We start from the raw sequence: 21567 nt of genomic DNA, 5'->3' as shown, positions 1-21567 counted from the left end.
CTCCACGAGACTGCGATCATGATTCCTGCAAAATCCCTTTCACCGGGCATCTCCCTGTCCATCCTCGCCATCGCGCTGCTGCCGGCGATGGCCCATGCGCAGTCCAGCAACCGCTACGAGGGCAAGACGCTCACAGGGGATTGGGGTGGTACCCGCACCGATCTGTTCGAGCGCGGCATCGCTTTCCGCGGCGACTACGTGGGTGAGGCCATGGGCGTGGTGGATGGTGGCTACGGAGAAACCGGCGCGCGCTATGCACAGCAGGTGCGCGTGGGCATGGACCTGGACATGGGCAAGCTGGCCGGCTGGGACGGTGGTGCGTTCCACTTCACCCTCAACGACCGTCGCGGCCGCAGCACCTCGGTGGACTTCGTCGGCAACCGCTTCCCGATCCAGGAAGCGTATGGCGGCCAGTACACGCGCCTGACCGAGCTGAGCTACGACCAGACCTTCAACGCCGGCCAGTCGTATTACAAGCTGGGCTATTACGCGATGGGCAACCAGTTCGGCCTGCACAGCCTGCTGACCCACTTCGTCAACGCCGCCTTCTGCGCGCACCCGCTGGCGATGTCCGGCAACAGCGGCTGGTACAACTACCCGATGGCGCGCTGGGGCGGTGAGTTCGCCCAGCAGGTCAGCCCGGCAGTGAACGTGCGCACCGGCTGGTTCCAGGTCAACCCGAACCTGGGCGGCAACATCGAGCGCAACGCGTTCCGTCCGTTCGTATCGGGCACCACCGGTTCGCTGTTCCCGGTGGAAGTGACCTGGACCCCGGCCAAGGGCAGCCGCTACGCCGGTGTCTACAAGTTCGGCGGTTACTACGACACTTCGCGCGTGGACAAGCGCGGCCTGGACACCTCGCCCACCACCGGCCGCCACGGCGCCTATGTGCTGGCCGAGCAGCGCCTGACCCAGGAATCGGCCGACCCGAGCCGGGGCCTGACCGCCTTCGCGCAGTACATGGTGTCGGACAAGGAAACGGCGCAGATCAAGCGCTGGTACGCCGTGGGTGGTGTCTACCAGGGCATCGGCTCGCGCCCGCAGGACAGCATTGCGCTGGGTTACGTGGGCGCGGACATCAACAACCGGCTGGTCGATGCGCGGCGCGCCACGCTGGCCGCCGGTGGCGTGCCCGTCGATTCGCCGCTGTACAACCTCAGCCAGGCCGAGGAGCTGTTCGAACTGTCCTACAGCGTCCAGGTGAACCCGTGGCTGATGATCCGCCCGGATGTGCAGTACATCGTCAATCCGGGCACGTTCAATTACAGCCGTACCGACAACGCCTGGGCCGTCGGTGTCCAGGCCAAGGTGACCTTCTGATGGCAGCGCGCTCCATCCACGCTCTGGTGACTGGCATGAAATTCCCGTTCGCTTCCGTTGTCCTCGCCGGTGCGCTCAGCGCCTCCCCCCTGCTGGCCCTGGCCGCACCGCCGCCGGCGGTGCTGCAGGTGGGCCAGCTGCGCATCGGCGAGGGCAGCCCCCGCACCATCGTGCCGATCACCGGCGCCACCGCTGAGGTCGCCCTGCAGCAGGCCGCCGCCATTGCTGCCAGCAAGGCCACCGACATCGCTGAGTGGCGCATCGATTACCTGGACATCGCCACCGACGGCAAGGCACTGATCGCGCTGGGCAAGCGCATCCAGGCCACGCTGGGCGGCAAGCCGGTCATCGTCACCTTCCGCACCAAGGCCGAAGGCGGCGCCAAGCCGATCAGCGATGCCGACTACGGCGCGCTCTACGCCACCCTGCTGCGCGGCGGCGTTGCCCAGCTGATCGACGTGGAGATGTTCCGCGACCCGAAGGTGGTGCAGGCGCTGGTGGCACAGGCGCACAAGGCCGGGGTGAAGGTGGTGATGTCCAACCATGACTTCCATGCCACGCCGCCGCGCGAGGAAATCGTCGCGCGCCTGCTCAAGCAGCAGGCACTGGGCGCGGACGTGCTGAAGATCGCGGTGATGCCGCGCGATGCCGGCGATGTGCTGGCCCTGCTCGACGCCACCTGGCAGGTGCGCCAGCAGAGCGACAAGCCGCTGCTGACCATGTCCATGGGCGGCACCGGCGTGGTCTCTCGGCTGGCCGGCGAAACCTTCGGCCAGGCCCTGACCTTCGGCATGATCGGCACCCCGTCGGCGCCGGGCCAGGTCGAGGTCGATCGCCTGCAGGACGTCCTGCAGGTCATCCACGCATCCAGCCAGGCCGGTCACTGAGACCACCCCGCCGGACGTTCCACCGCCTCACGCTGTTGCAGGAAACCGCACCATGAGCCACGCCTCCGCCGCTGCACCGCCGCTTGTCCTTGAACGGATGAGTCCCTTCCAGTGGACCGCCATCGCCATCTGCGTGCTGTTGAACATGCTCGATGGCTTCGATGTGATGGTCATGGCCTTCACCGCGCCGCACGTGTCGGCGGACTGGGAACTGTCGGGCAAAGTGTTGGGCTTGATGCTCAGTGCTGGGCTGGTCGGCATGGCGCTGGGTTCGTTCCTGCTGGCGCCGCTGGCGGATCGCTGGGGCCGGCGGCCGATGATCATCTGCTGCCTGCTGATCCTGACCAGCGGCATGGCGCTGTCGGCTCTGGCCGCCAACGCGTGGCAGCTGGGCGCGCTGCGCGTGTACACCGGCATCGGCATCGGCGGCATGCTGGCCGGCGTGGGCGTGATCACCGCCGAGTACGCCAATGCCAAGTGGCGCAGTACGGCGGTCGCGCTGCAGGCCACCGGCTATCCGATCGGCGCCACCGCCGGTGGTCTGCTGGCGGCGTGGATGCTTGAACACTGGTCCTGGCACAGCGTGTTCCTGATCGGCGCTGGCGCCTCGCTGGTCTGCATCCCGCTGGTGCTGAAGTGCCTGCCCGAGTCGCTGGATTTCCTGGTCGCGCGGCGCCCGGCCAATGCCTTGCCTCGGCTCAACGCGCTGCTGTCGCGCATGCGCATGCCGGAACTGCAGGCGCTGCCACCCGTGCCGGTGCGCGCTGGCCAGCGCCAGGGCTATGCGGCGCTGTTCGTGGGCGACCTGCGCCGCGTCGCGCTGCTGATCGCGCTGGCCTTCTTCCTGCACATGTTCGCGTTCTATTTCGTGCTGAGCTGGACGCCGAAGCTGCTGGTCTCGGCCGGCGTGTCGGCGCAGCAGGGCATCACTGGCGGCGTGCTGCTGAACCTGGGTGGCATCGTCGGCGGCAGCCTGTTCGGCTGGCTGGCCTCACGCTGGTCGCTGTCGAAGCTGACCGCCGGCGCGCTGCTGCTGGCGATGGTGTCGATGCTGGGTTTTGCAGCCTTCAACACGCAGCTGGGCGTGGCCTTCCCGCTGGCCTTCGTGATCGGCGCGGCCCTGTTCGCGGCAATGGCCGGCCTGTATGCGGCCGCACCCGTGGTGTTCGCCGCCGAAGTGCGCACCACCGGTCTCGGCTGGGCGATCGGCATCGGCCGCGTCGGCGCGATTCTCTCGCCGCTCACGGTGGGCGTGCTGGTGGACGGCCACTGGCAGCCATCCGCGCTGTATGTGCTGTGCGCCTTGCCGCTGCTGCTGGCGGCGTGGGCGTGCCTGGGCCTGCGCCTGCGCGTGGGCGTGGGCCAGAACCGGCGTTGAACCGATGGCCGGTACAGCTCACTCAATGTGCGATTATCGAATGAGATGGCCGAATATCGCATTGACCGGACGGGGTGCCGTGGCGACCATGTCAGGGTCGTGTTTTCCCTTCGCAGTGGCCCTGCAGCGTGGCGGCGATGACCGCCGGCAGGCAGGGCAAGGAGCAATGCAGTGATCGACAAGACCGTGGCCAGCGTGGAAGCAGCGGTGGCCGATATCCATGATGGCGCCACCGTGATGATCGGCGGCTTTGGTACCGCCGGCATGCCCGACCAGCTGATCGATGCGCTGATCGCGCAGGGCGCGCGCGAACTGACCATCATCAACAACAACGCCGGCAATGGTGATACCGGGCTGGCCGCGTTGATCAAGCACAAGCGCGTGCGCCGCATCGTCTGTTCCTTCCCGCGCCAGGCCGATTCGCAGCACTTCGATGCCGCCTACCGCGCCGGCGAGATCGAGCTGGAGCTGGTGCCGCAGGGCAACCTGGCTGCGCGCATCCACGCGGCCGGTTCCGGCCTGGGCGCGATCTTCACCCCCACCGGCTACGGCACCGAGCTGGCGCAGGGCAAGGAAACGCGCGAGATCGATGGTCGCCACTACGTGCTCGAGTACCCGCTGCATGCCGACTTCGCGCTGATCAAGGCCGACCGTGGCGACCGCTGGGGCAACCTGGTGTACCGCAAGACCGCGCGCAACTTCGGCCCGCTGATGGCGATGGCCGCACGCTGCGCCATCGTGCAGGTGCGCGACGTGGTGGCGCTGGGCGAACTGGACCCGGAGGCCGTGGTGACCCCGGGCATCTTCGTGCAGCGCGTGGTGCAGGTGGCCGCAGAAGGAGTGCAGGCATGAACAAGCTCAGTCGCGAACAGATGGCCGCGCGCGTGGCGCGTGATATTCCCGAAGGCGCCTATGTGAACCTGGGTATCGGCCTGCCGACCACGGTGGCCAACTTCCTGCCGGCCGACAAGGAGATCTTCCTGCAGTCGGAAAACGGCCTGCTCGGCATGGGCCCGGCGCCGGCGCCCGGTCAGGAGGATCCGGATCTGATCAATGCCGGCAAGCAGCCGGTCACCCTGCTCACCGGTGGCTGCTATTTCCACCATGCCGACTCGTTCGCGATGATGCGCGGCGGCCACCTCGACATCTGCGTGCTCGGTGCTTTCCAGGTGTCGGAGCACGGCGATCTGGCCAACTGGAGCACCGGTGCGGCCGACGCGATTCCCGCCGTGGGCGGCGCGATGGACCTGGCCATCGGTGCCAAGCAGGTCTTCGTGATGATGGACCTGTTCACCAAGAAGGGTGAGAGCAAGCTGGTAGCCGAATGCAGCTACCCGCTGACCGGCCTGCGTTGCGTGTCGCGGGTGTACACCGATGTGGCGGTGTTCGACCTCGGCGCCGACGGCGCGACCGTGCTGGAAATGGTCGAGGGCATGGACATCGAACAACTGCGTGAACTGACCGGCCTGCCGCTGGCACTGGCCGAGGGAGCCTGAGATGAGCCTGCACGAGACCTATATCGTCGATGGCATCCGCACCCCGATCGGCCGTTACGGCGGTGCGCTGTCCGGCGTGCGCGCCGACGACCTCGGCGCGATCGCGCTGAAGGCGCTGCTGGCGCCTCATCCGCAGCTGGACCCGGCGCTGGTCGAGGATGTCTACCTGGGCTGCGCAAACCAGGCCGGCGAAGACAACCGCAACGTGGCCCGCATGAGCCTGCTGCTGGCCGGCCTGCCGGTGACGGTGCCGGGCAGCACGATCAACCGCCTGTGTGGTTCGGGCCTGGATGCGATCGGCACTGTGGCCCGTGGCATCGCCGCTGGCGAGTTGGGCCTGGCCATTGCCGGTGGCGTCGAATCGATGTCACGTGCGCCGTTCGTGATGGGCAAGGCGGCCTCGCCATTCGCCCGCGACCAGCAGATGGAAGACACCACCATGGGCTGGCGCTTCATCAACCCGCGCCTGCGCGAACTGCACGGCGTGGAAACCATGGGCCAGACCGCCGAAAACGTGGCCGAGCGCTACGGCATCAGCCGCGAGGACCAGGATGCCTTCGCCCTGCGCAGCCAGCAGCGCACTGCCGCTGCGCAGGCGCGCGGCTTCTTTGACGGCGAGATCGTGGCGGTGGATGTGCCGGGCCGCAAGCGCGGCGAGACCGTGACTGTCGACCGCGATGAACACCCGCGCGGCGATACCACCGCCGAGGCGCTGGCCAAGCTGAAGCCGCTGTTCCGCCAGCCGGGCACGGTCACCGCCGGCAACGCCTCGGGCATCAACGATGGCGCCGCCGCACTGCTGCTGGCGTCGGGCGCACAGGTGAAGGCGCTGGGAATGACTCCGCGCGCGCGCATTCTTGGTTTTGCCAGTGCCGGCGTGGAGCCGGCCATCATGGGCATGGGCCCGGTGCCGGCCAGCCAGAAGCTGATGGCGCGGCTGGGCCTGTCCATCACTGACTTCGACGCCATCGAACTGAACGAGGCCTTCGCCTCGCAGGGCCTGGCCTGCATGCGCCAGCTCGGCCTGGCTGACGATGCCGCGCAGGTGAACCCCAACGGCGGTGCCATCGCCCTGGGCCACCCGCTGGGCATGAGCGGCGCGCGCCTGGCGCTGACCCTGCTGCGCCAGCTGGAAGCCAGCGGCGGCCGCCGTGGCCTGGCCACGATGTGCATCGGCGTGGGGCAGGGCGTGGCCTTGGCCATCGAGCGCGTATGAGCCACCCGACGAATCCGTGATCTGCACGACAGCCGCGGCCCTTGGGCCGCTCGCCAACAGGAGTACGCCATGAGCGATCCCACCGAACTGCGCGGCTACCGCAAGCCGTACCCCGGCAGCCAGCCGCCGCGCATCCATCTGCCGTATGCCTCCACCGCGCTGCGTGGCCCGGGCACCGATCCGATCGCCATTCCGGTGACGCTCTCGGAAGTGACCGGTCCGAGCATCAACCGCATCACCCTGGGTGAGCATGCCGCCGACCTGACCGCCGGTTTCCCCGGCCAGCCGCAGGGCGAGCGCATCATCGTCAGCGGCCGCGTGCTGGACGAGAACGGCCGCCCGGTGCGCAACACCGTGGTCGAGGTCTGGCAGTGCAACGCCGCCGGCCGCTACCTGCACAAGGGCGACCAGCACGACGCGCCGCTGGACCCGAACTTCAAGGGCACCGGCCAGGTGCTGACCGACAGCGAAGGCCGCTACCGCTTCACCACCATCAAGCCGGGCGCGTACCCGTGGCGCAACCACTACAACGCCTGGCGCCCGGCGCACATCCATTTCTCGCTGCACGGCGATGGCATTGGCCAGCGCCTGGTCACGCAGATGTACTTCCCCAATGACCCGCTGCTGGCGTTCGACCCCATCTACAACTGCGTGGACGACGCCAAGGCGCGCGAGCGCATGGTGTCCTCGTTCGACTGGGAAAACACCGCCAACGAATTCGCATTGGGCTACCGCTTCGACATCGTGCTGCGCGGTCGCAAGATGACCGTCTGGGAGTAAGACCATGAGTTTCCAATCCACTCCGTGGCAGACCGTGGGCCCGTACTACCGCCTGGGCCTGGAACCGCTGTACCGCACCGAGATCGCCCCGGCCACCGCGCAGGGTGAGCGCGTGCAGGTGCAGGGCCAGGTATTCGATGGCAACGGTGTGCCGGTGTCCGATGCCGTGCTGGAAATCTGGCAGGCCGACGCGCAGGGCATCTACGCCCATGGCGAAGACCCGCGCCGTGATGACCACGACCCCGCCTTCGACGGCTGGGGCCGCGTGCCCACCGACGACCAGGGCCGCTTCGCCTTCACTACCGTCAAGCCGGGCCGCGTGCCTGGCCTGCGTGGCGAGCCGCAGGCACCACACCTGGTGGTGCTGGTGTTCATGCGCGGCCTGCTGCAGGCCACCCGTGGCCGCATCTACTTCAGTGATGAAGCCAGCAACGGCGAAGACGGCATCCTCGCCCTGGTGCCCGCCGAGCGCCGCCACACCCTGGTCGCACAGGCGCAGGGCAAGGGCCTCTACCACTGGGACGTGCGCATGCAGGGCCCGGACGAGACGGTGTTCTTCGCTTACTGATCGCGGCGCGGCCAACGCGCCTTCCGGCCACTCCACGCCCGCGTACAGCGGGCGCGGGTAAGCTGTGGCCACCCAGGATGGACTGCACCGATGAGCCACTCCCCAATGCTGCTGGGCGGTCTGTTCGGCGACCCCGCCGTCGATGCCGTGTTCAGTGATGACGCACGCCTGCAGGCGATGCTGGATGTCGAACGCGCTCTGGCGCGTGCGCAGGTGCAGTGCGGGGTGATTCCCGCGGCCGCGCTGGCGCCGATCGAAGCGGCCTGCCGCGCCGATCTGTATCCGGTGGCTGCGCTGTCGGCGGCCACGGCACTGGCCGGCAACCCGGCCATTCCGCTGGTGAAGGCGCTTACCGCGCAGGTCAAGGCCAGCAATGCCGAGGCCGCGCGCTGGGTGCACTGGGGCGCCACCAGCCAGGACATCATCGATACCGGCGCGGTACTGCAGCTGCGTGCCGCAGTCAGCCAAGTGCAAGCCCGGCTGCAACTGCTGTGCACGGCACTGGCGCGGGTGGCCGAGGCCGAGCGCGGTACCGGCCTGCCGGGTCGCACCCTGCTGCAGCAGGCGGTGCCGGTCACCTTCGGCCTGAAGGCTGCCGGGTGGCTCGATGCCCTGCAGCGCAGCCAGCGTCGCCTCGATGCGCTGGCCGAAGACACCCTGGTCCTGCAGTTCGGCGGTGCCGCCGGTACGCTGGCTTCGCTGCAGACGCGCGGGCTGGACGTGGCCGAAGCGCTGGCCGCCGAACTGCAGCTGCCGCTGCCCGCGCTGCCGTGGCACACCGCACGTGACCGCATTGCCGAGCTTGGCAGCGTGTTCGCGCTGCTGACCGGCAGCCTGGGCAAGATCGCCACCGACGTCGTGCTGCTGATGCAGTCTGAAGTTGCCGAGGCCTTCGAGCCGGCAGGCGAGGGCAAGGGGGGCTCGTCGGCCATGCCGCACAAGCGCAACCCGGTCGGCTGCGTGGCCGCCATCGCTGCAGCCACGCGCGTGCCGGGCCTGCTGTCCACATTGTTCACCTCCATGCCGCAGCCGCATGAGCGCGCGGCCGGGCAGTGGCATGCCGAGTGGGACACCGTGCCGGAGATCGTGCGCCTGTGTGCCGGCAGCCTGGCCCAGGTGACCGTGGTGGTGCAGGGCCTGCAGCTGGATCGCGAGCGCATGCGCCAGCACCTGGACAGCCATGGTGGCCTGCTCTACGCCGAAGCCGTGGCGGTCACCTTGGGTGAGCGCATCGGCAAGCCGGCCGCACATGCGCTGGTGGAACAGGCGGCCAAGCAGGCGCTGGCGCAGTCCCTGCACCTGCGCGAGGTGCTGGCGCAGACGCCTGAGGTCACCGCGCAGCTTTCGCCCGCACAACTGGATGCCCTGTTCGCCGCCGACAGCTGGCGCGGCATGGCCGATACCTGGATCGACCGCGTGCTCGCGCGCGGCTGATCCCCACGTTCAACGCTGGAGCCCGCATGTCATTCCTCGACCTTCCGCAGCATCGCCTGCATTACCAGACCGAAGGCCGCGCCGATGGCCCGTGGCTGACCTTCTGCAGCTCGCTCGGTACCGACCTGGGCATGTGGCAGCCGCAGGTGGATGCACTGGCCTCGCAGTACCGCATCCTGCGCTATGACCGCCGCGGCCACGGCCAGTCCAGCGCGCCGCCGGGGCTGTACACGGTGGCCGAGCTGGGCGCCGATGTACTGGCCCTGTGGGACCACCTGGGCATCGATCGCAGCCACTTCTGCGGCCTGTCCATCGGCGGCCTGACCGGGCAGTGGCTGGGCGTGCATGCCGGCAACCGCCTGCGCACGCTCACCGTGGCCGCCACCGCAGCGAAGATCGGCACGCTGGAGGGCTGGCAGGCGCGCATCGCCCAGGTCCACCACGATGGCCTGCTGCCGCTGGTGGATGGCACCCGCGAGCGCTGGTTCACCGCCGGCTTCGCACAGACCCATGCCAGCCAGGTGGAAGACATCCTGCAGCGCTTCCTGGCCACCAGCGTCGAAGGCTACGCCGGCTGCTGCAATGCGGTGGGCACGGCCGACTTCCGTGATGCGCTGGGCCGCATCGGCGTGCCGCTGCTGGCCATTGCCGGTGATGACGATCCGGTGTGCGTGCCGGCCGAGCTGCAGGCGATCGCCGAGGGCGTGGCGCAGGGGCGCTATGCCGCCGTTGCAGGCCGCCACATCTGCAACCTCGAATCGCCGCAGGCGTTCACTGCCGCACTGGCCGCGCATCTTTCCGCGCAGCACTGAATCATTCAACAGGTAGACGACGATGGACGAACAGGAACGTTACGAAGCCGGGCTGGCGGTGCGCCGTGAGGTGCTGGGCGAGGCGCATGTGGAACGCTCGCTGCAGGCGCGCACCGACTTCACCACCGAATTCCAGGAATTCATCACCCGCACTGCATGGGGCACGGTGTGGACACGCGACGGACTGCCGCGGCATACGCGCTCGCTGCTGACCATCGTGATGATGGTGGCGCTGGGCCATGACGAGGAATTCAAGCTGCACATCCGTGCTGCCCGCAACAACGGGGTGACGCCTGAGGAAATCAAGGAAGTACTGCTGCAGGCGGCCATCTACTGCGGCGTGCCGGCGGCAAACCACGCCTTCGCACTGGCCAAGCCGATCCTGGAAGAGCAGGCCGCCGAGCGTTGACGCCGGGGTCGGATCCCTTTCCGAAGGAAAGGGCTCTGACCCCGATTTTGCAGGGTCGCCCAACGGGGTCAGAGCCCTTTGCGTTGCAAAGGGATCCGACCCCGGCGCTCGGCTCAATTCAACAACGTGCCCAAGCGCTGTGCGGCTTCGCGCAGGCGCGGCAGCAGCTGGGTCTGCATCACCCCCAGGCCGATGCGGCCCGCCTGGGTGCCGATGTTCAACGCGCCGACCACATCGCCGCTGCGCGAGCGCACCGGCACGGCGATCGAACGCAGGCCGATCTCCAGTTCCTGGTCGACCAGCGACACGCCTTCCCGGCGCACTTTTTCCAGGGTATCCAAGAAATCATCCATGCGGGTGATGGTGCGTTCGGTGCGCGGCCGCAGCGGATTGCGTTCCAGGTAGCCTTCCAGCGTGTCACGCGGCAACGCGGCCAGCAGCACGCGGCCCATCGAGGTGCAGTAGGCCGGCAGGCGGCTGCCCGCGCGCAGGCCGATGGACATGATGCGCACGGTTTCCGCGCGCGCCACATACAGGATGTCATCGCCGTCCAGCACGCCCAGCGAGCAGGATTCGTGCACATCGTCGCGCAGGGCATCCAGCACCGGCTGCGCGGCAGCGGTCATCGACGACGACGCCACATAGGCGCCGCCCATGCCCAGCACGCGCGGCAACAGCACGTAGCCACGGCCCTGTTCGCCCACATAGCCCAGCTTTTCCAGGGTGTACAGCACGCGCCGTACCGCGGCGCGCGAGATGCCGGTATCGCTGCTGATCTGCGACATCGTCACTTCGCGCGGATGCTGCGAAAACACGCTCAGCACGGCCAGGCCGCGGCCGAGCGAGGTCATGAAATCCGGGTCGCCCTGGTTGTCCTGGATCTGCTGCATCAGCTCATGGGCCAGGCCACGATCCTGCGGCGGCGCAGGCGGGCGCTTGGGGCGACGGCTGGGAGGAACGGCAGGCATGGCAGCAGCTTTCATCAGGTTCGACCTTGCATGGTAAGCGCTGGAACCGGCAACCGGTACCCACGCGGCGCAGCCTGGCAGGCCGCACCGCGTGGCACGGGTCACCGGCGCTCGGGCAGCGCGTAGGCGATCACGTAGTCGCCACGGTCCGGCGACTGGCGGGCGCCACCGGCGGAAATCACCACGTACTGGCGGCCGGTCTTCGGCGAGACATAAGTCATCGGCGTGCCCTGGCTGCCGACCGGCATGCGGGCCTTCCACACTTCCTCACCGGTGCGGCTGTCGTAGGCGCGCAGGTAGTAGTCCTGGGTACCGGCGAAGAACAGCAGGCCCGACTGCGTGGCCAGCGAACCGCCCAGGGTCGGCATGCCGATCGGAATCGGCAGGCCCATCTTGATGCCCATCGGCCCGGTGTCCTTCACCGTGCCCACCGGCACCTGCCAGACCAGCTGGCGGGTGGCCAGGTTGATGGCCGACATCGTGCCGAACGGCGGCTTCTGGCACGGAATGCCCAGCTTGGACAGGAAGCGGTCGCGCAGCGAGCCGTAGGGCGTGCCGGTCTGCGAAGCCGCACCCATTTCCACGCCGCCAGCGCCGCTGGTCATCTGTGCGCGCGGGATCAGCTTGGTCCACAGGCCCAGACGCATGTCATTGACGAACAGGTAGCCGGTGGTCGGGTCGATCGAGGCGCTGCCCCAGTTCATGCCGCCCAGCGAGCCCGGCCACTGCAGCGCGAGGTCTTCGCCCGGGGGCGTGTACATGCCGTCGTAGCGGAACTGCTTGAACTGGATGCGGCACAGCATCTGGTCGATGGGCGTCGCGCCCCACATGTCCGACTCGGTCAGCGTCTGCGCGCCGATCTGCGGCAGGCCCACCGACAGCGGCTGGGTGGCGGCATAGCGCTCGCCTTCGGCGTTGCCCTGCGGTGCCGGAATGTCGCGCACTTCGCTGATCGGCACGCCGGTCTGCCGGTTGAGCATGAAGATCTGCCCGGCCTTGGTGATCTGCAGCAGGGCCGGCAGCGTGCCGCCCTTGCCGTCGGGCACATCGGTCAGGGTCGGTTGCGCAGGCAGGTCGTAGTCCCACAGGTCGTGGTGCACGGTCTGGTACACCCAGCGCTCCTTGCCGGTGGCCACGTCCAGCGCGACCACGGCCGAGCTGTACTTGTCGTCCTGCGGGGTGCGTTCACCGGCCCACTGGTCCGGCGTGGTGTTGCCGGTGGGCAGATAGACCAGGCCCAGCTGCGGGTCGTAGGCCATCGAGGTCCACACGTTCGGCGTGGCACGCGTGTAGTGGATGGACGGATCCAGCGGCACGTCCGGGGTCTCCTTGGACAGATCCCAGACCCAGGCCAGCGCGCCGGTGCGCACGTTGTAGGCACGCACCACGCCGGACGGTTCACCCACTTCGATGTTGTCGGCCACACGGCCGCCCACCACGATCAGCTCGCCTGCCACCAGCGGTGCGGCGGTAAGGGTGTAGAAGCCGGGCTTGATCTCGCCCATGCCGGTCTTCAGGTCGACCACGCCGTTGCTGCCGAAGTCCGGGCACAGCGCGCCGGTCTTCGCATCCAGCGCGAACAGGCGCGCATCGATGGAGGTCATCAGGATGCGCTTCTCGCACAGGGACGGGCCGGGTCCGGTGGTTTCCGTGGCCGGCAGCGGTGCCGGTGCCCGCGCAGCGGCCACGGCCGGTGCGGTGGTCGCATCGAAGTAGCCCAGGCCACGGCAACGCTGCCAGTTCGGCGCGGTGGCCTTGGGGTCGAAGGCCCAGCGCTGCTTGCCCGAATCGGCATCAATGGCGATCACCTGGTTGTGCGGGGTGCACAGGTACAGGGTGTCGCCGATCTGCAGCGGAGTGTTCTGGTCCTCGGCACCGAAGCCGTTGCTTTCCGGCACGTCGCCGGTATGCGCGGTCCAGGCCACCTGCAGTTCCTTCACATTGGCCGGGGTGATCTGGTCCAGCGCGGCAAAGCGGGTGCCGGCCGTGGTGTTGCCCCAGTGCATCCAGTCGCGCTGTTCAGCGCCTTTGGCCACCGGCACCACCGGCGGCGTCGTGCCCTGCGCGGTCTGCACCGGGCGTGGCTGGAACGCGGAAACTGCCGTGGCCAACAGGCCCACCAGCAGCACGGCAGCCACGCCATAGGCACCGCGCCCGGCCACCTGGCCACGGCTGCGGCGCAGCACCGGCCACGCCAGCGCAACCAGCAGGGCCAGCACGGCCGGCATCACCAGGCGCGAGACCAGCGGCCAGAACTCCCAGCCCGCATCGACCAGCGCCCACAGCAGCGTAGCCACGAAGGCCAGGCCGTACAGCAGCGCGCCATTGGGCCGGCGCATCACCAGCAGTACGCCGGCGACCGCCGACACCGCACCCATCAGCAGGAAATACCAACTGCCCCCCAGCTGTACCAGGCGAACACCGCCGACCAGCAGAGCCAGGCCGAACAGGGTCACCAGGATGCCGAGCAGGACCACCAGCACACGGCACAGGGCCGGAACCTTCGTCGTCTCGTCCACGTTGCATGAACCTCATTGCGAAAAACCCGCGCGGCGGCGGGCAGAGCCCCGCGCGCGCCAGGCGTGGCGGGGGCCGTCGGCATCCCGGGCGGCTGCGGGCCATGGCGGCGGGCAGGCGTCGGCCCGCTTATGACGCAGGCTGGGTGAATGACCGGTTAGGGCGATTATCGCACGTGTGTGCGATTTTGGCGTGACGCCGCGGCGCCATGGATGGAACGCAGCGGCGCGGTGGTGCCGGGAACGGGCAGGGCGCAGGCGAACCGGTTACCCTATGCCGCCATACAAGCTGGTAGCTGCAATGACCGACGCCACCGTGGCCGTCCCCGCCTGGGCCTCGCGCCTGCGCGATATCGCCGATTTCCCGAAGCCAGGCATCCTGTTCAAGGACATCATGCCGCTGCTCGCCCATGGCGAAGACTTCCGCGGCGCGATCACGGCCATGGCTGACCGTTGGCGCGGGCAGCAGCTGGACGCCATCGTCGGCATCGAATCGCGCGGTTTCATCCTGGGTGCGGCCATGGCGCTGGAACTGGGCGTGGGCTTCGTGCCGGTGCGCAAGCCGGGCAAGCTGCCGGGCAAGGTGCTGCGCGAGGAATACACGCTGGAATACCGCAGCGACTGCATCGAAGTGCATGCCGACGCGCTGCCGGCCGGCGCGCGCGTGGCCATCATCGATGACGTGCTGGCTACCGGCGGTACGCTCGGTGCGGCGCTGTCGCTGGTGCGCCGCCTGGGCGTTGAAGTGGTCGGTGCCGGCGTGCTGGTCGAGCTGGACGGCCTGGGTGGCCGTGGGCGTTGGGAAGCGGATCTGCCGCTGCACACCGAACTGGTGTTCTGATGGCGTCGCCGGGCATGGCCCGGCGCTACCCACCGCATGCAGGCAGCGCCGGGCCATGCCCGGCGGATGCCCCGCCTGTTACATCATCCGCACGCGGAAGCGACGGCCCTTGATCTTGCCGGCTTCCAGCTTCGCTACGGCCTTCTGCGCCTGCTCACGGGCGATGGCCACGTAGGAGCGGGTCGGGAAGATCGCGATCTTGCCGATATGCTTGCCCGACAGGCCGGCATCGCCGGTCAGTGCGCCGAGGATGTCGCCCGGGCGCAGCTTGTCGGTCTTGCCACCATCGATACGCAGGGTGCGCATGGCAGCCTGCGGCAATTCGGCCGGGCGCGAGGTCGCCAGCGGCGTCTTCTGCCAGTCCAGCGGCTGGCCCAAGTGGGCCTCGACGGCCTCGGCGCGGGTCTTCTCGCGGCCGGCCACCAGGCTGATCGCCAGGCCGCTGGCACCGGCACGGCCGGTACGGCCCACGCGGTGCTGGTAGCTCTCCACGTCGGTGGGCAGCTCGTAGTTGATCACCGCCGCCAGCTCTTCCACGTCCAGCCCGCGCGCGGCCACGTCGCTGGCTACCAGCACGTTGCAGCTGCGGTTGGCCAGGCGCAGCAGCACTTCCTCGCGGTCACGCTGTTCCATGTCGCCGTGCAGGGCCAGCGCCGAGAAGCCGAACTGCTGCAGCGAATTGGCCACCTCGTCCACGTCCTTGCGGGTGTTGCAGAACACCACCGCCGATTCGGGCGTGTACTTCAGCAGCAGGCCGGCCAGCGCCTTCTGCCGGTGGGCCGGTTCCACCTCGCAGAAGAGGTGGCGGATGGCCGGAGCCTGGTCGGCGCCTTCCACGGTCACTTCCACCGCATCGCGCAGCAGGTCGCGGGCCATCTCGCGGATGCTGTCGGGGAAGGTGGCCGAGAACAGCAGGCTCTGGCGGTCCTTGTGGGTACGGCCGGCGATCTCGCGGATCGGCTCTTCAAAGCCCATGTCCAGCATGCGGTCGGCTTCGTCCAGCACCAGGGTACGCACCGCGCCCAGATTCAGCGCGCGCTTGCGGGCCAGTTCCTGCACGCGGCCGGGTGTGCCGACCACCACGTGCGGGTCGTGGCCCTCCAGCGAGGCCAGCTGCGGGCCCAGCGGCACGCCGCCGACCAGCAGCAGCAGCTTCAGGTTGGGGATGCCGGTGGCCAGCTTGCGGATCTGCTTGGCGACCTGGTCGGCCAGTTCGCGGGTCGGGCACAGCACCAGTGCCTGTACGCGGATCAGGCTGGGGTCGATGGCCTGCAGCAGGCCCAGACCGAAGGCGGCGGTCTTGCCGCTGCCGGTCGGCGCCTGTGCGATCACATCGCGGCGGTCCAGGATGGCCGGCAGGCTCTGCGCCTGGATGGGCGTGAGAGTGGTGTAGCCGAGGGCGTCCAGGCCGGGCTGCAGGGCCGGGCTCAGCGGCAGGGTCGAAAAGTCAGTCATGGCACATTGTACCTGCGCGCGGGGCCGGTCCTGCTCCGGGGCCTTCATCCACGCATGGCGTGGATCTACCGGCACGCGTGGCGTGGATGTATCGGGGTTGGCCGTCATCCACGCATGGCGTGGACCGACCGGGGGCCAGTAGATCCACGCCATGCGTGGATGATGTTGCCCCGGCACTCAGCCCAGAAGCGCCAGCACACCCTGGTGGATGGCCAGCCCCCCCAACAGCAGCCACACAAACAGGATCGACGCCAGCAGCAGCGGCTTCAACCCGGCCTGGCGCAGCGCCGACACATGGGTGGTAAGGCCCAGCGCGGCCATCGCCATGGCCAGCAGCACCGTATCCAGCTGCACCAGCCCGGCCTGCAGGCCCGCCGGCAGCAGATGCAGCGAATTGAAACCGGCCACCGCCACGAACCCGAACGCGAACCACGGAACCACGATGCGCGGCGTGCTGCCATCGGCCGCCTTGCCACCGCGGGCCAGCCACAGCGACAGCACCACCAGGAACGGTGCCAGCAGCATCACCCGCACCATCTTGGTGATGACCGCCGTATCGGCGGCCGACTCGCCCACCGCGCGCCCGGCCGCCACCACCTGTGCCACCTCGTGCACGGTGGCACCGGTGAACAGGCCGTACTGACGCGCGTCCATCGCCAGCCAGCCGTGCGACTGCACCAGCGCATACAGCGCCGGGTACAGGAACATCGCCAGCGTGCCGAACACCACCACCGTCGACACCGCCACGGTTACCTGCACGGCACGGCCGCGCACCACCGGTTCGGCGGCCATCACCGCTGCCGCGCCACAGATCGCGCTGCCGGCGCCGATCAGCATTGCCGCTTCACGGTCCATCCTGAAGACACGTACGCCCAGCCAGCAGGCCAGGCCAAAGGTGCTGGCCACCACCAGCACGTCCATCAGCACACCGGCCACGCCGACATGGCCGATGTCCTGGAAGGTCAGGCGCAGGCCGTACAGCACGATGCCCGCACGCAGCAGCCAGTGCTTGGAAAACCCCACGCCGGCGGCGCTGCTGGGTGCCAGCCGCGGGTAGAAGGTGTTGCCGACCACGATGCCGGCCACGATCGCCACGGTCAGCGCACTCAGGCCGTGGGCCTGCAGCCACGGCAGCTCGGCCAGATACAACGATGCCGCCGCCACCAGGCCCACCAGCAGCAGGCCGGGCAGGCGCGGTTGCCAGCGTTGGCGCAGGGCGGGCAGGGACCACGGGGACAGGGCAGGGGCGTTCATGGCAAAGGGGGACGGAGGAGATGGGCACAGACTGCGTCCGCACGGATGACCTGTAAAACGAATAATATGGTTGAAACCTACCTATATAGCAGGTAAGAAGTCATGCGCCTGACCCTTCGCCAGCTGCAGGTCTTCGTGGCCATCGCCGACCACGGCAGCACCACCGCAGCCGGCCAGGCCGTCGCGCTTTCACAGTCGGCCAGCAGCGCCGCACTACAGGAACTGGAGGCGCACTTCGGCACGCCGTTGTTCGACCGCATCGGCCGCCGCCTGGCCCTGAACGGCCATGGCCGCGCGCTGCTGGAACCGGCCCGCGCGCTGCTGGTCAACGCCGCCGACCTGGAACGCCAGCTCGCTGCCGGTGGCGACCCGGGCCGGGGCGCGCCCTTGCGGCTGGTGCTGGCCGCCAGTACCACCATCGGCAATTACCTGCTGCCGCCACGCATTGCCGAGCTGCTGCGGCAGGCCCCGCAGGCCGAGGTCGACCTTCGCATCGACAACAGTGCCGGGGTGGTCGCCGCCGTGCAGCGGCTGGATGTCGACGCCGGCCTGATCGAAGGCCCGTGCCACGAGCGTGGCCTGCAGGTGACCCCGTGGCAGCAGGACCCACTGGTGATCGTGGCCGCCGCCAGCGCCCCGGCGCGCTGGTCGCTGGATGAGCTGCGCGCCGCCCGCTGGCTGCTGCGCGAACCCGGCTCCGGCACGCGCGAAGCGGTGGAACAGGCCCTGCTGCCGCACCTGCACGGCTTCGCGCAGACCCTGCAGCTGGGTAATACCGAAGCCATCAAGCAGGCCGCCATCGCCGGCCTTGGCCTGGCCTGCCTGTCGCGTCACGCGCTGGAAGAGCCGCTGGCCCTGGGCCGCCTGCGCGTGCTCGAGACCCCGCTACCCGCCCTGCAACGCACGCTCTGGCTGGTACGTCATCCCGGCAAGCAATGGCTGCCGGGCTTGCAGGCGTTGTTGGGGGAGGTGGGGTAAGCCATCAGAGACCCAGTCGATTCCATCCATCGACAGTCCCTGCAGCGTTCATCCACGCATGGCGTGGATCTACAGTGTCGACCAAGGTCGACACCCACCCTGCCATCCCACTGGAAACCTGCTTTCGCTGTTGCCGTTGAAGTTGCCGGCCAGCGGCCGGCACTACCGCGGGTGCCGGATGCAACCCGGCCGACGCGCCCAACCCGTACAATAGGCACATGCCTCTGATTACCCTACAGAACGTCGACTTCAGCGTCGGCGGCCCGTTGTTGCTGGAAAAGGCCGAACTGTCGATCGAGCCGGGCGAACGCATCGCCCTGATCGGCCGCAACGGCGCCGGCAAATCCACCCTGCTCAAGCTGCTGTCCGGCGACCACAAGCCCGATGACGGCGAAGTCCGCGTGCAGCAGGGCGTCCGCGTGACCCGCCTGGAACAGGAAGTGCCGCATGGCGCCGCCGGCTCGGTGTTCGACGTCGTGGCCGATGGCCTGGGCGAACTGGGCCAGTGGCTGGCCGAGTTCCACCACCTCAGCCATGCCGAGGTCTTCGACGGTGAGGCCCTGGGCAACGTGCAGGCCAAGATCGATGCCGCCAACGGCTGGGGCCTGGACCAGCGCGTCAGTGAAACCCTGACCAAGCTCGACCTGGATGGCGAGGCCGAGTTCGGCCGCTTGTCCGGCGGCATGAAGCGCCGCGTGCTGCTGGCGCGTGCCCTCGTATCCAGCCCGGACGTGCTGCTGCTGGACGAACCGACCAACCACCTGGACATCGAAGCCATCGATTGGCTGGAAGCCTTCCTGAAGGGCTGGAGCGGCAGCGTGGTGTTCGTCACCCATGACCGCCGCTTCCTGCGTGCGCTGGCCACCCGCATCGTCGAGATCGACCGCGGCCAGGTCACCAGCTGGCCGGGCGACTGGGCCAACTACGAGCGCCGCCGCGAAGAACGCCTCAATGCGCAGGCGCAGGAAAATGCCCGTTTCGACAAGCTGCTGGCGCAGGAAGAAGTGTGGATCCGCCAGGGCATCAAGGCCCGCCGCACCCGCGACGAAGGCCGCGTGCGCCGCCTGAAGGCGATGCGCAACGAACGCTCGCAGCGCCGCGACCTCAGCGGCAACGTCAAGATGGAAGCCGCGCAGGGCGTCAGCTCCGGCAAGAAGGTCATCGACGTCAAGGACATTTCGTTCGCCTTCGGCGATCGCACCATGGTCCGCGACTTCACCACAACCATCCTGCGTGGCGACCGCATCGGCCTGATCGGCCCCAACGGCAGCGGCAAGACCACGCTGCTGAAGCTGCTGCTGGGCGAACTGCAGCCGGCCAAGGGTGAGGTCAACGCCGGTACCAACCTGCAGATCGCCTATTTCGACCAGTACCGCTCGGTGCTGCGCGAAGACTGGAGCGCGATCGAGAACGTGGCTGAAGGCCGCGACTTTCTGGAATTCAACGGCAAGCGCAAGCACGTGCATGCCTACCTGCAGGATTTCATGTTCACCCCCGAGCGTGCGCGCGCGCCGATCACCCGCCTGTCCGGTGGTGAGCGCAACCGCCTGCTGCTGGCCAAGCTGTTCGCACAGCCGTCCAATCTGCTGGTGATGGACGAACCGACCAACGACCTGGACGTGGAAACCCTGGAGCTGCTGGAAGAGCTGCTGGGCGACTACACTGGCACCCTGCTGCTGGTCAGCCACGATCGTGACTTCATCGACAACGTGGTCACCTCCACGCTGGTGATGGAAGGCGATGGCGTGATCGGTGAGTACGTGGGCGGCTATACCGACTGGCAGCGCTATGCCGCCAGCATCAGCAGCCCGGTGGCCCCGGTGGTGGCCAAGCTGGCGCCCGCCGTGGCCCCGGCCGCTGCCGAACCGGCCGCGCCCAAGCGCAAGCTGGCCTACAAGGAAGCGCGCGAGCTGGAGCAGCTGCCCAAGACCATCGAAAAGCTGGAAGGCGATGTGGAAGGCCTGACCTCGGCGATGAACGACCCGTCGTTCTATACCCGCAGCAGTGCCGAAGTGACCGCCCACACCCAGCAGCTGGCCAAGGTGCAGGCTGAGCTGGATGCCGCCTACGCGCGCTGGGAAGAGCTGGAGGGTTGAGCATCGGTCGGCGCCAACGGTGCGCCGATTGATGTAGAGCCGAGCCTACGCTCGGCTCATCGCGATCTGGCCGGAGAGCAGCCGAGGGCGCCACACGTGCGGATGGTTGTAGAGCCGAGCCTACGCTCGGCTCATCGCGATCTGGCCGGAGAGCAGCCGAGCATGGGCTCGGCTCTACAGTACAGGTGCGAGGGCACGACCGTGCCCTGGACCTATTTGACCCCGTGCAGATCCCGCAGCTGGCTCGGCCGGCTGCCGAAGTACGCCGCCAGATCGGCGATGTCCTGATCACTCAGATCCTTCGCCTGTGGCGTCATCAGCGCATGCTGGCGGTCGCCGGCACGGTAGGCCTGCAGGGCATGGGCCAGGTAATCGCCGTACTGGCCACCCAGCTTGGGGTAGGTCGGGTCGATCGGCGCATTGCCGTCGGCGCCGTGGCAATCAATGCAGCTCTGGTTGGTCGCCTTGCCCTTCACCTTGGCCCGGGCTTCACCGGCGGCCTCGCGGCCCGCGGGCAGGCCAGCCGAAGAGGAGGAACCGTGTTCGCCACTGGCATGGCCGGGGTCGCCGGCTGATTTTTCACTGCTTTCCACCTGCGACTGCGAGCAGGCCGCCAGCAGCAGGGCAACGGACAGGGCGATGGCGTGACGCATCGTGTGCGCGGCTTTCGACATGGGCGGGCCTTACTTGACGGTGGACAGGTAAACAGCGAGATCGGCGATCTCCTGTTCGCTGAAGCTCATCGACTGCGCCTGCATCGTGGGATGCCGGCGCTTGCCCTGGCGGTATTCGGTCAGGGCCTGGGCCAGGTACTGCTGGGTCTGGCCACCGATCTTCGGTACCCGATAACTGGGGTAGGCGTTCTTGTAACCGGTGATGCCATGGCAGCCCTGGCAGGTGTAGGCCAGTACCCGACCATTGTCGAAGTTGCCGGCCGGGGTGGCGGCAGCGGGCGGGGCGGCCTGGACCGGAGCCGGGGCGGGTGCTGCAGGAGCAGGGGCAGGAGCGGGCTGTGCGGCGGCCCCGAGGGGCAGGAGGACGGCCAGAGCGAGACAAGCGGCGAGCGGCTGCGGGCGCATGATGTCGTTTCCGGGGATTCGGGTCTGGTCGTTCCGGCGTGGGGTACGGAACGACCCGAGTATAGCCTCAGGTTTCATCT

The 21567-nt window shown here is 68.5% G+C and carries 20 protein-coding genes; 14 read left to right on the top strand and 6 right to left on the bottom strand.

Features of this window, described 5'->3' with window-relative positions; genetic code table 11:
* The first annotated feature begins 18 nt into the window (after nucleotides 1-18).
* The 11 genes from ACM2ZB_RS06070 to pcaC all read left to right on the top strand — a co-directional run bounded on the left by ACM2ZB_RS06070 (nucleotide 19) and on the right by pcaC (nucleotide 10300).
* Complete coding sequence (locus tag ACM2ZB_RS06070; RefSeq protein ID WP_416057853.1) at nucleotides 19-1320, top strand: carbohydrate porin; 1302 nt, start codon at nucleotides 19-21, stop codon at nucleotides 1318-1320.
* Between the two features lie 35 nt (nucleotides 1321-1355).
* A complete protein-coding gene (gene aroD, locus ACM2ZB_RS06065; protein ID WP_416057852.1) occupies nucleotides 1356-2207 on the top strand; it encodes a type I 3-dehydroquinate dehydratase in 852 nt (283 codons plus the stop codon).
* 52 nt (nucleotides 2208-2259) lie between these two features.
* Complete coding sequence (locus ACM2ZB_RS06060; protein ID WP_416057851.1) at nucleotides 2260-3585, top strand: MFS transporter; 1326 nt, start codon at nucleotides 2260-2262, stop codon at nucleotides 3583-3585.
* Between the two features lie 171 nt (nucleotides 3586-3756).
* Complete coding sequence (locus ACM2ZB_RS06055; protein ID WP_416057850.1) at nucleotides 3757-4437, top strand: 3-oxoacid CoA-transferase subunit A; 681 nt, start codon at nucleotides 3757-3759, stop codon at nucleotides 4435-4437.
* Nucleotides 4434-5081 (top strand): 3-oxoacid CoA-transferase subunit B, encoded by a 648-nt coding sequence (locus tag ACM2ZB_RS06050; protein ID WP_416057849.1) that lies wholly within the window; start codon nucleotides 4434-4436, stop codon nucleotides 5079-5081. Before ACM2ZB_RS06055 ends, ACM2ZB_RS06050 begins: the two co-directional genes overlap by 4 nt.
* Before the next feature lies 1 nt (nucleotide 5082).
* Entirely contained in the window at nucleotides 5083-6297 is a 1215-nt protein-coding gene (gene pcaF / locus ACM2ZB_RS06045) for a 3-oxoadipyl-CoA thiolase (RefSeq protein WP_416057848.1), read from the top strand.
* A 69-nt stretch (nucleotides 6298-6366) separates the two neighbouring features.
* Nucleotides 6367-7077 carry a protocatechuate 3,4-dioxygenase subunit beta gene (gene pcaH, locus ACM2ZB_RS06040; protein WP_079221590.1) on the top strand — a complete coding sequence of 237 codons (711 nt, stop codon included), beginning with the start codon at nucleotides 6367-6369 and terminating at the stop codon, nucleotides 7075-7077.
* A gap of 4 nt (nucleotides 7078-7081) precedes the next feature.
* Nucleotides 7082-7645, top strand: coding sequence for a protocatechuate 3,4-dioxygenase subunit alpha (pcaG, locus tag ACM2ZB_RS06035; RefSeq protein WP_416057847.1), 564 nt, complete (start codon nucleotides 7082-7084; stop codon nucleotides 7643-7645).
* A gap of 90 nt (nucleotides 7646-7735) precedes the next feature.
* Nucleotides 7736-9079 (top strand): 3-carboxy-cis,cis-muconate cycloisomerase, encoded by a 1344-nt coding sequence (locus ACM2ZB_RS06030; protein ID WP_416057846.1) that lies wholly within the window; start codon nucleotides 7736-7738, stop codon nucleotides 9077-9079.
* A 26-nt stretch (nucleotides 9080-9105) separates the two neighbouring features.
* Nucleotides 9106-9891 carry a 3-oxoadipate enol-lactonase gene (pcaD, locus tag ACM2ZB_RS06025; RefSeq protein WP_416057845.1) on the top strand — a complete coding sequence of 262 codons (786 nt, stop codon included), beginning with the start codon at nucleotides 9106-9108 and terminating at the stop codon, nucleotides 9889-9891.
* Nucleotides 9892-9913: 22 nt separating this feature from the next.
* A complete protein-coding gene (pcaC, locus tag ACM2ZB_RS06020; RefSeq protein WP_416057844.1) occupies nucleotides 9914-10300 on the top strand; it encodes a 4-carboxymuconolactone decarboxylase in 387 nt (128 codons plus the stop codon).
* A gap of 113 nt (nucleotides 10301-10413) precedes the next feature.
* Here the strand turns inward: pcaC and ACM2ZB_RS06015 are convergent, their stop codons facing one another.
* Nucleotides 10414-11268, bottom strand: a complete 855-nt coding sequence (locus ACM2ZB_RS06015; RefSeq protein ID WP_313439642.1) for an IclR family transcriptional regulator domain-containing protein — start codon at nucleotides 11266-11268, stop codon at nucleotides 10414-10416.
* 101 nt (nucleotides 11269-11369) lie between these two features.
* Nucleotides 11370-13787, bottom strand: coding sequence for a membrane-bound PQQ-dependent dehydrogenase, glucose/quinate/shikimate family (locus ACM2ZB_RS06010; protein ID WP_416057843.1), 2418 nt, complete (start codon nucleotides 13785-13787; stop codon nucleotides 11370-11372).
* A gap of 298 nt (nucleotides 13788-14085) precedes the next feature.
* On the opposite strand from ACM2ZB_RS06010, the gene ACM2ZB_RS06005 reads away from it, so the two are divergent.
* Nucleotides 14086-14625: an adenine phosphoribosyltransferase gene (locus ACM2ZB_RS06005; RefSeq protein ID WP_108768603.1), complete on the top strand. Its 540-nt coding sequence runs from the start codon at nucleotides 14086-14088 to the stop codon at nucleotides 14623-14625.
* A 78-nt stretch (nucleotides 14626-14703) separates the two neighbouring features.
* On the opposite strand, the gene dbpA is transcribed toward ACM2ZB_RS06005, so the two are convergent.
* Entirely contained in the window at nucleotides 14704-16080 is a 1377-nt protein-coding gene (gene dbpA, locus ACM2ZB_RS06000; protein ID WP_416057842.1) for an ATP-dependent RNA helicase DbpA, read from the bottom strand.
* 177 nt (nucleotides 16081-16257) lie between these two features.
* Nucleotides 16258-17334 carry a YeiH family protein gene (locus ACM2ZB_RS05995; protein ID WP_313439649.1) on the bottom strand — a complete coding sequence of 359 codons (1077 nt, stop codon included), beginning with the start codon at nucleotides 17332-17334 and terminating at the stop codon, nucleotides 16258-16260.
* Nucleotides 17335-17436: 102 nt separating this feature from the next.
* Between ACM2ZB_RS05995 and ACM2ZB_RS05990 the strand changes: the two genes are divergently transcribed.
* Nucleotides 17437-18312, top strand: a complete 876-nt coding sequence (locus ACM2ZB_RS05990) for a LysR family transcriptional regulator (protein WP_416057841.1) — start codon at nucleotides 17437-17439, stop codon at nucleotides 18310-18312.
* Nucleotides 18313-18530: 218 nt separating this feature from the next.
* Nucleotides 18531-20408, top strand: a complete 1878-nt coding sequence (locus ACM2ZB_RS05985) for an ATP-binding cassette domain-containing protein (RefSeq protein WP_313439658.1) — start codon at nucleotides 18531-18533, stop codon at nucleotides 20406-20408.
* A 212-nt stretch (nucleotides 20409-20620) separates the two neighbouring features.
* Here ACM2ZB_RS05985 and ACM2ZB_RS05980 read toward each other — a convergent pair whose 3' ends face one another.
* Both ACM2ZB_RS05980 and ACM2ZB_RS05975 read right to left on the bottom strand, forming a co-directional pair.
* The gene (locus tag ACM2ZB_RS05980; protein ID WP_108764877.1) at nucleotides 20621-21082 is read right to left on the bottom strand and encodes a c-type cytochrome; all 462 of its coding nucleotides are present in this window, start codon (nucleotides 21080-21082) and stop codon (nucleotides 20621-20623) included.
* Between the two features lie 9 nt (nucleotides 21083-21091).
* Entirely contained in the window at nucleotides 21092-21487 is a 396-nt protein-coding gene (locus tag ACM2ZB_RS05975; RefSeq protein WP_416057840.1) for a c-type cytochrome, read from the bottom strand.
* Nucleotides 21488-21567: the final 80 nt, after the last annotated feature.

Origin of the sequence: Stenotrophomonas maltophilia (genome assembly GCF_047782825.1) — a bacterium.
Lineage (GTDB): Bacteria > Pseudomonadota > Gammaproteobacteria > Xanthomonadales > Xanthomonadaceae > Stenotrophomonas.
This window is presented reverse-complemented; position numbering and strand designations above follow the sequence as displayed.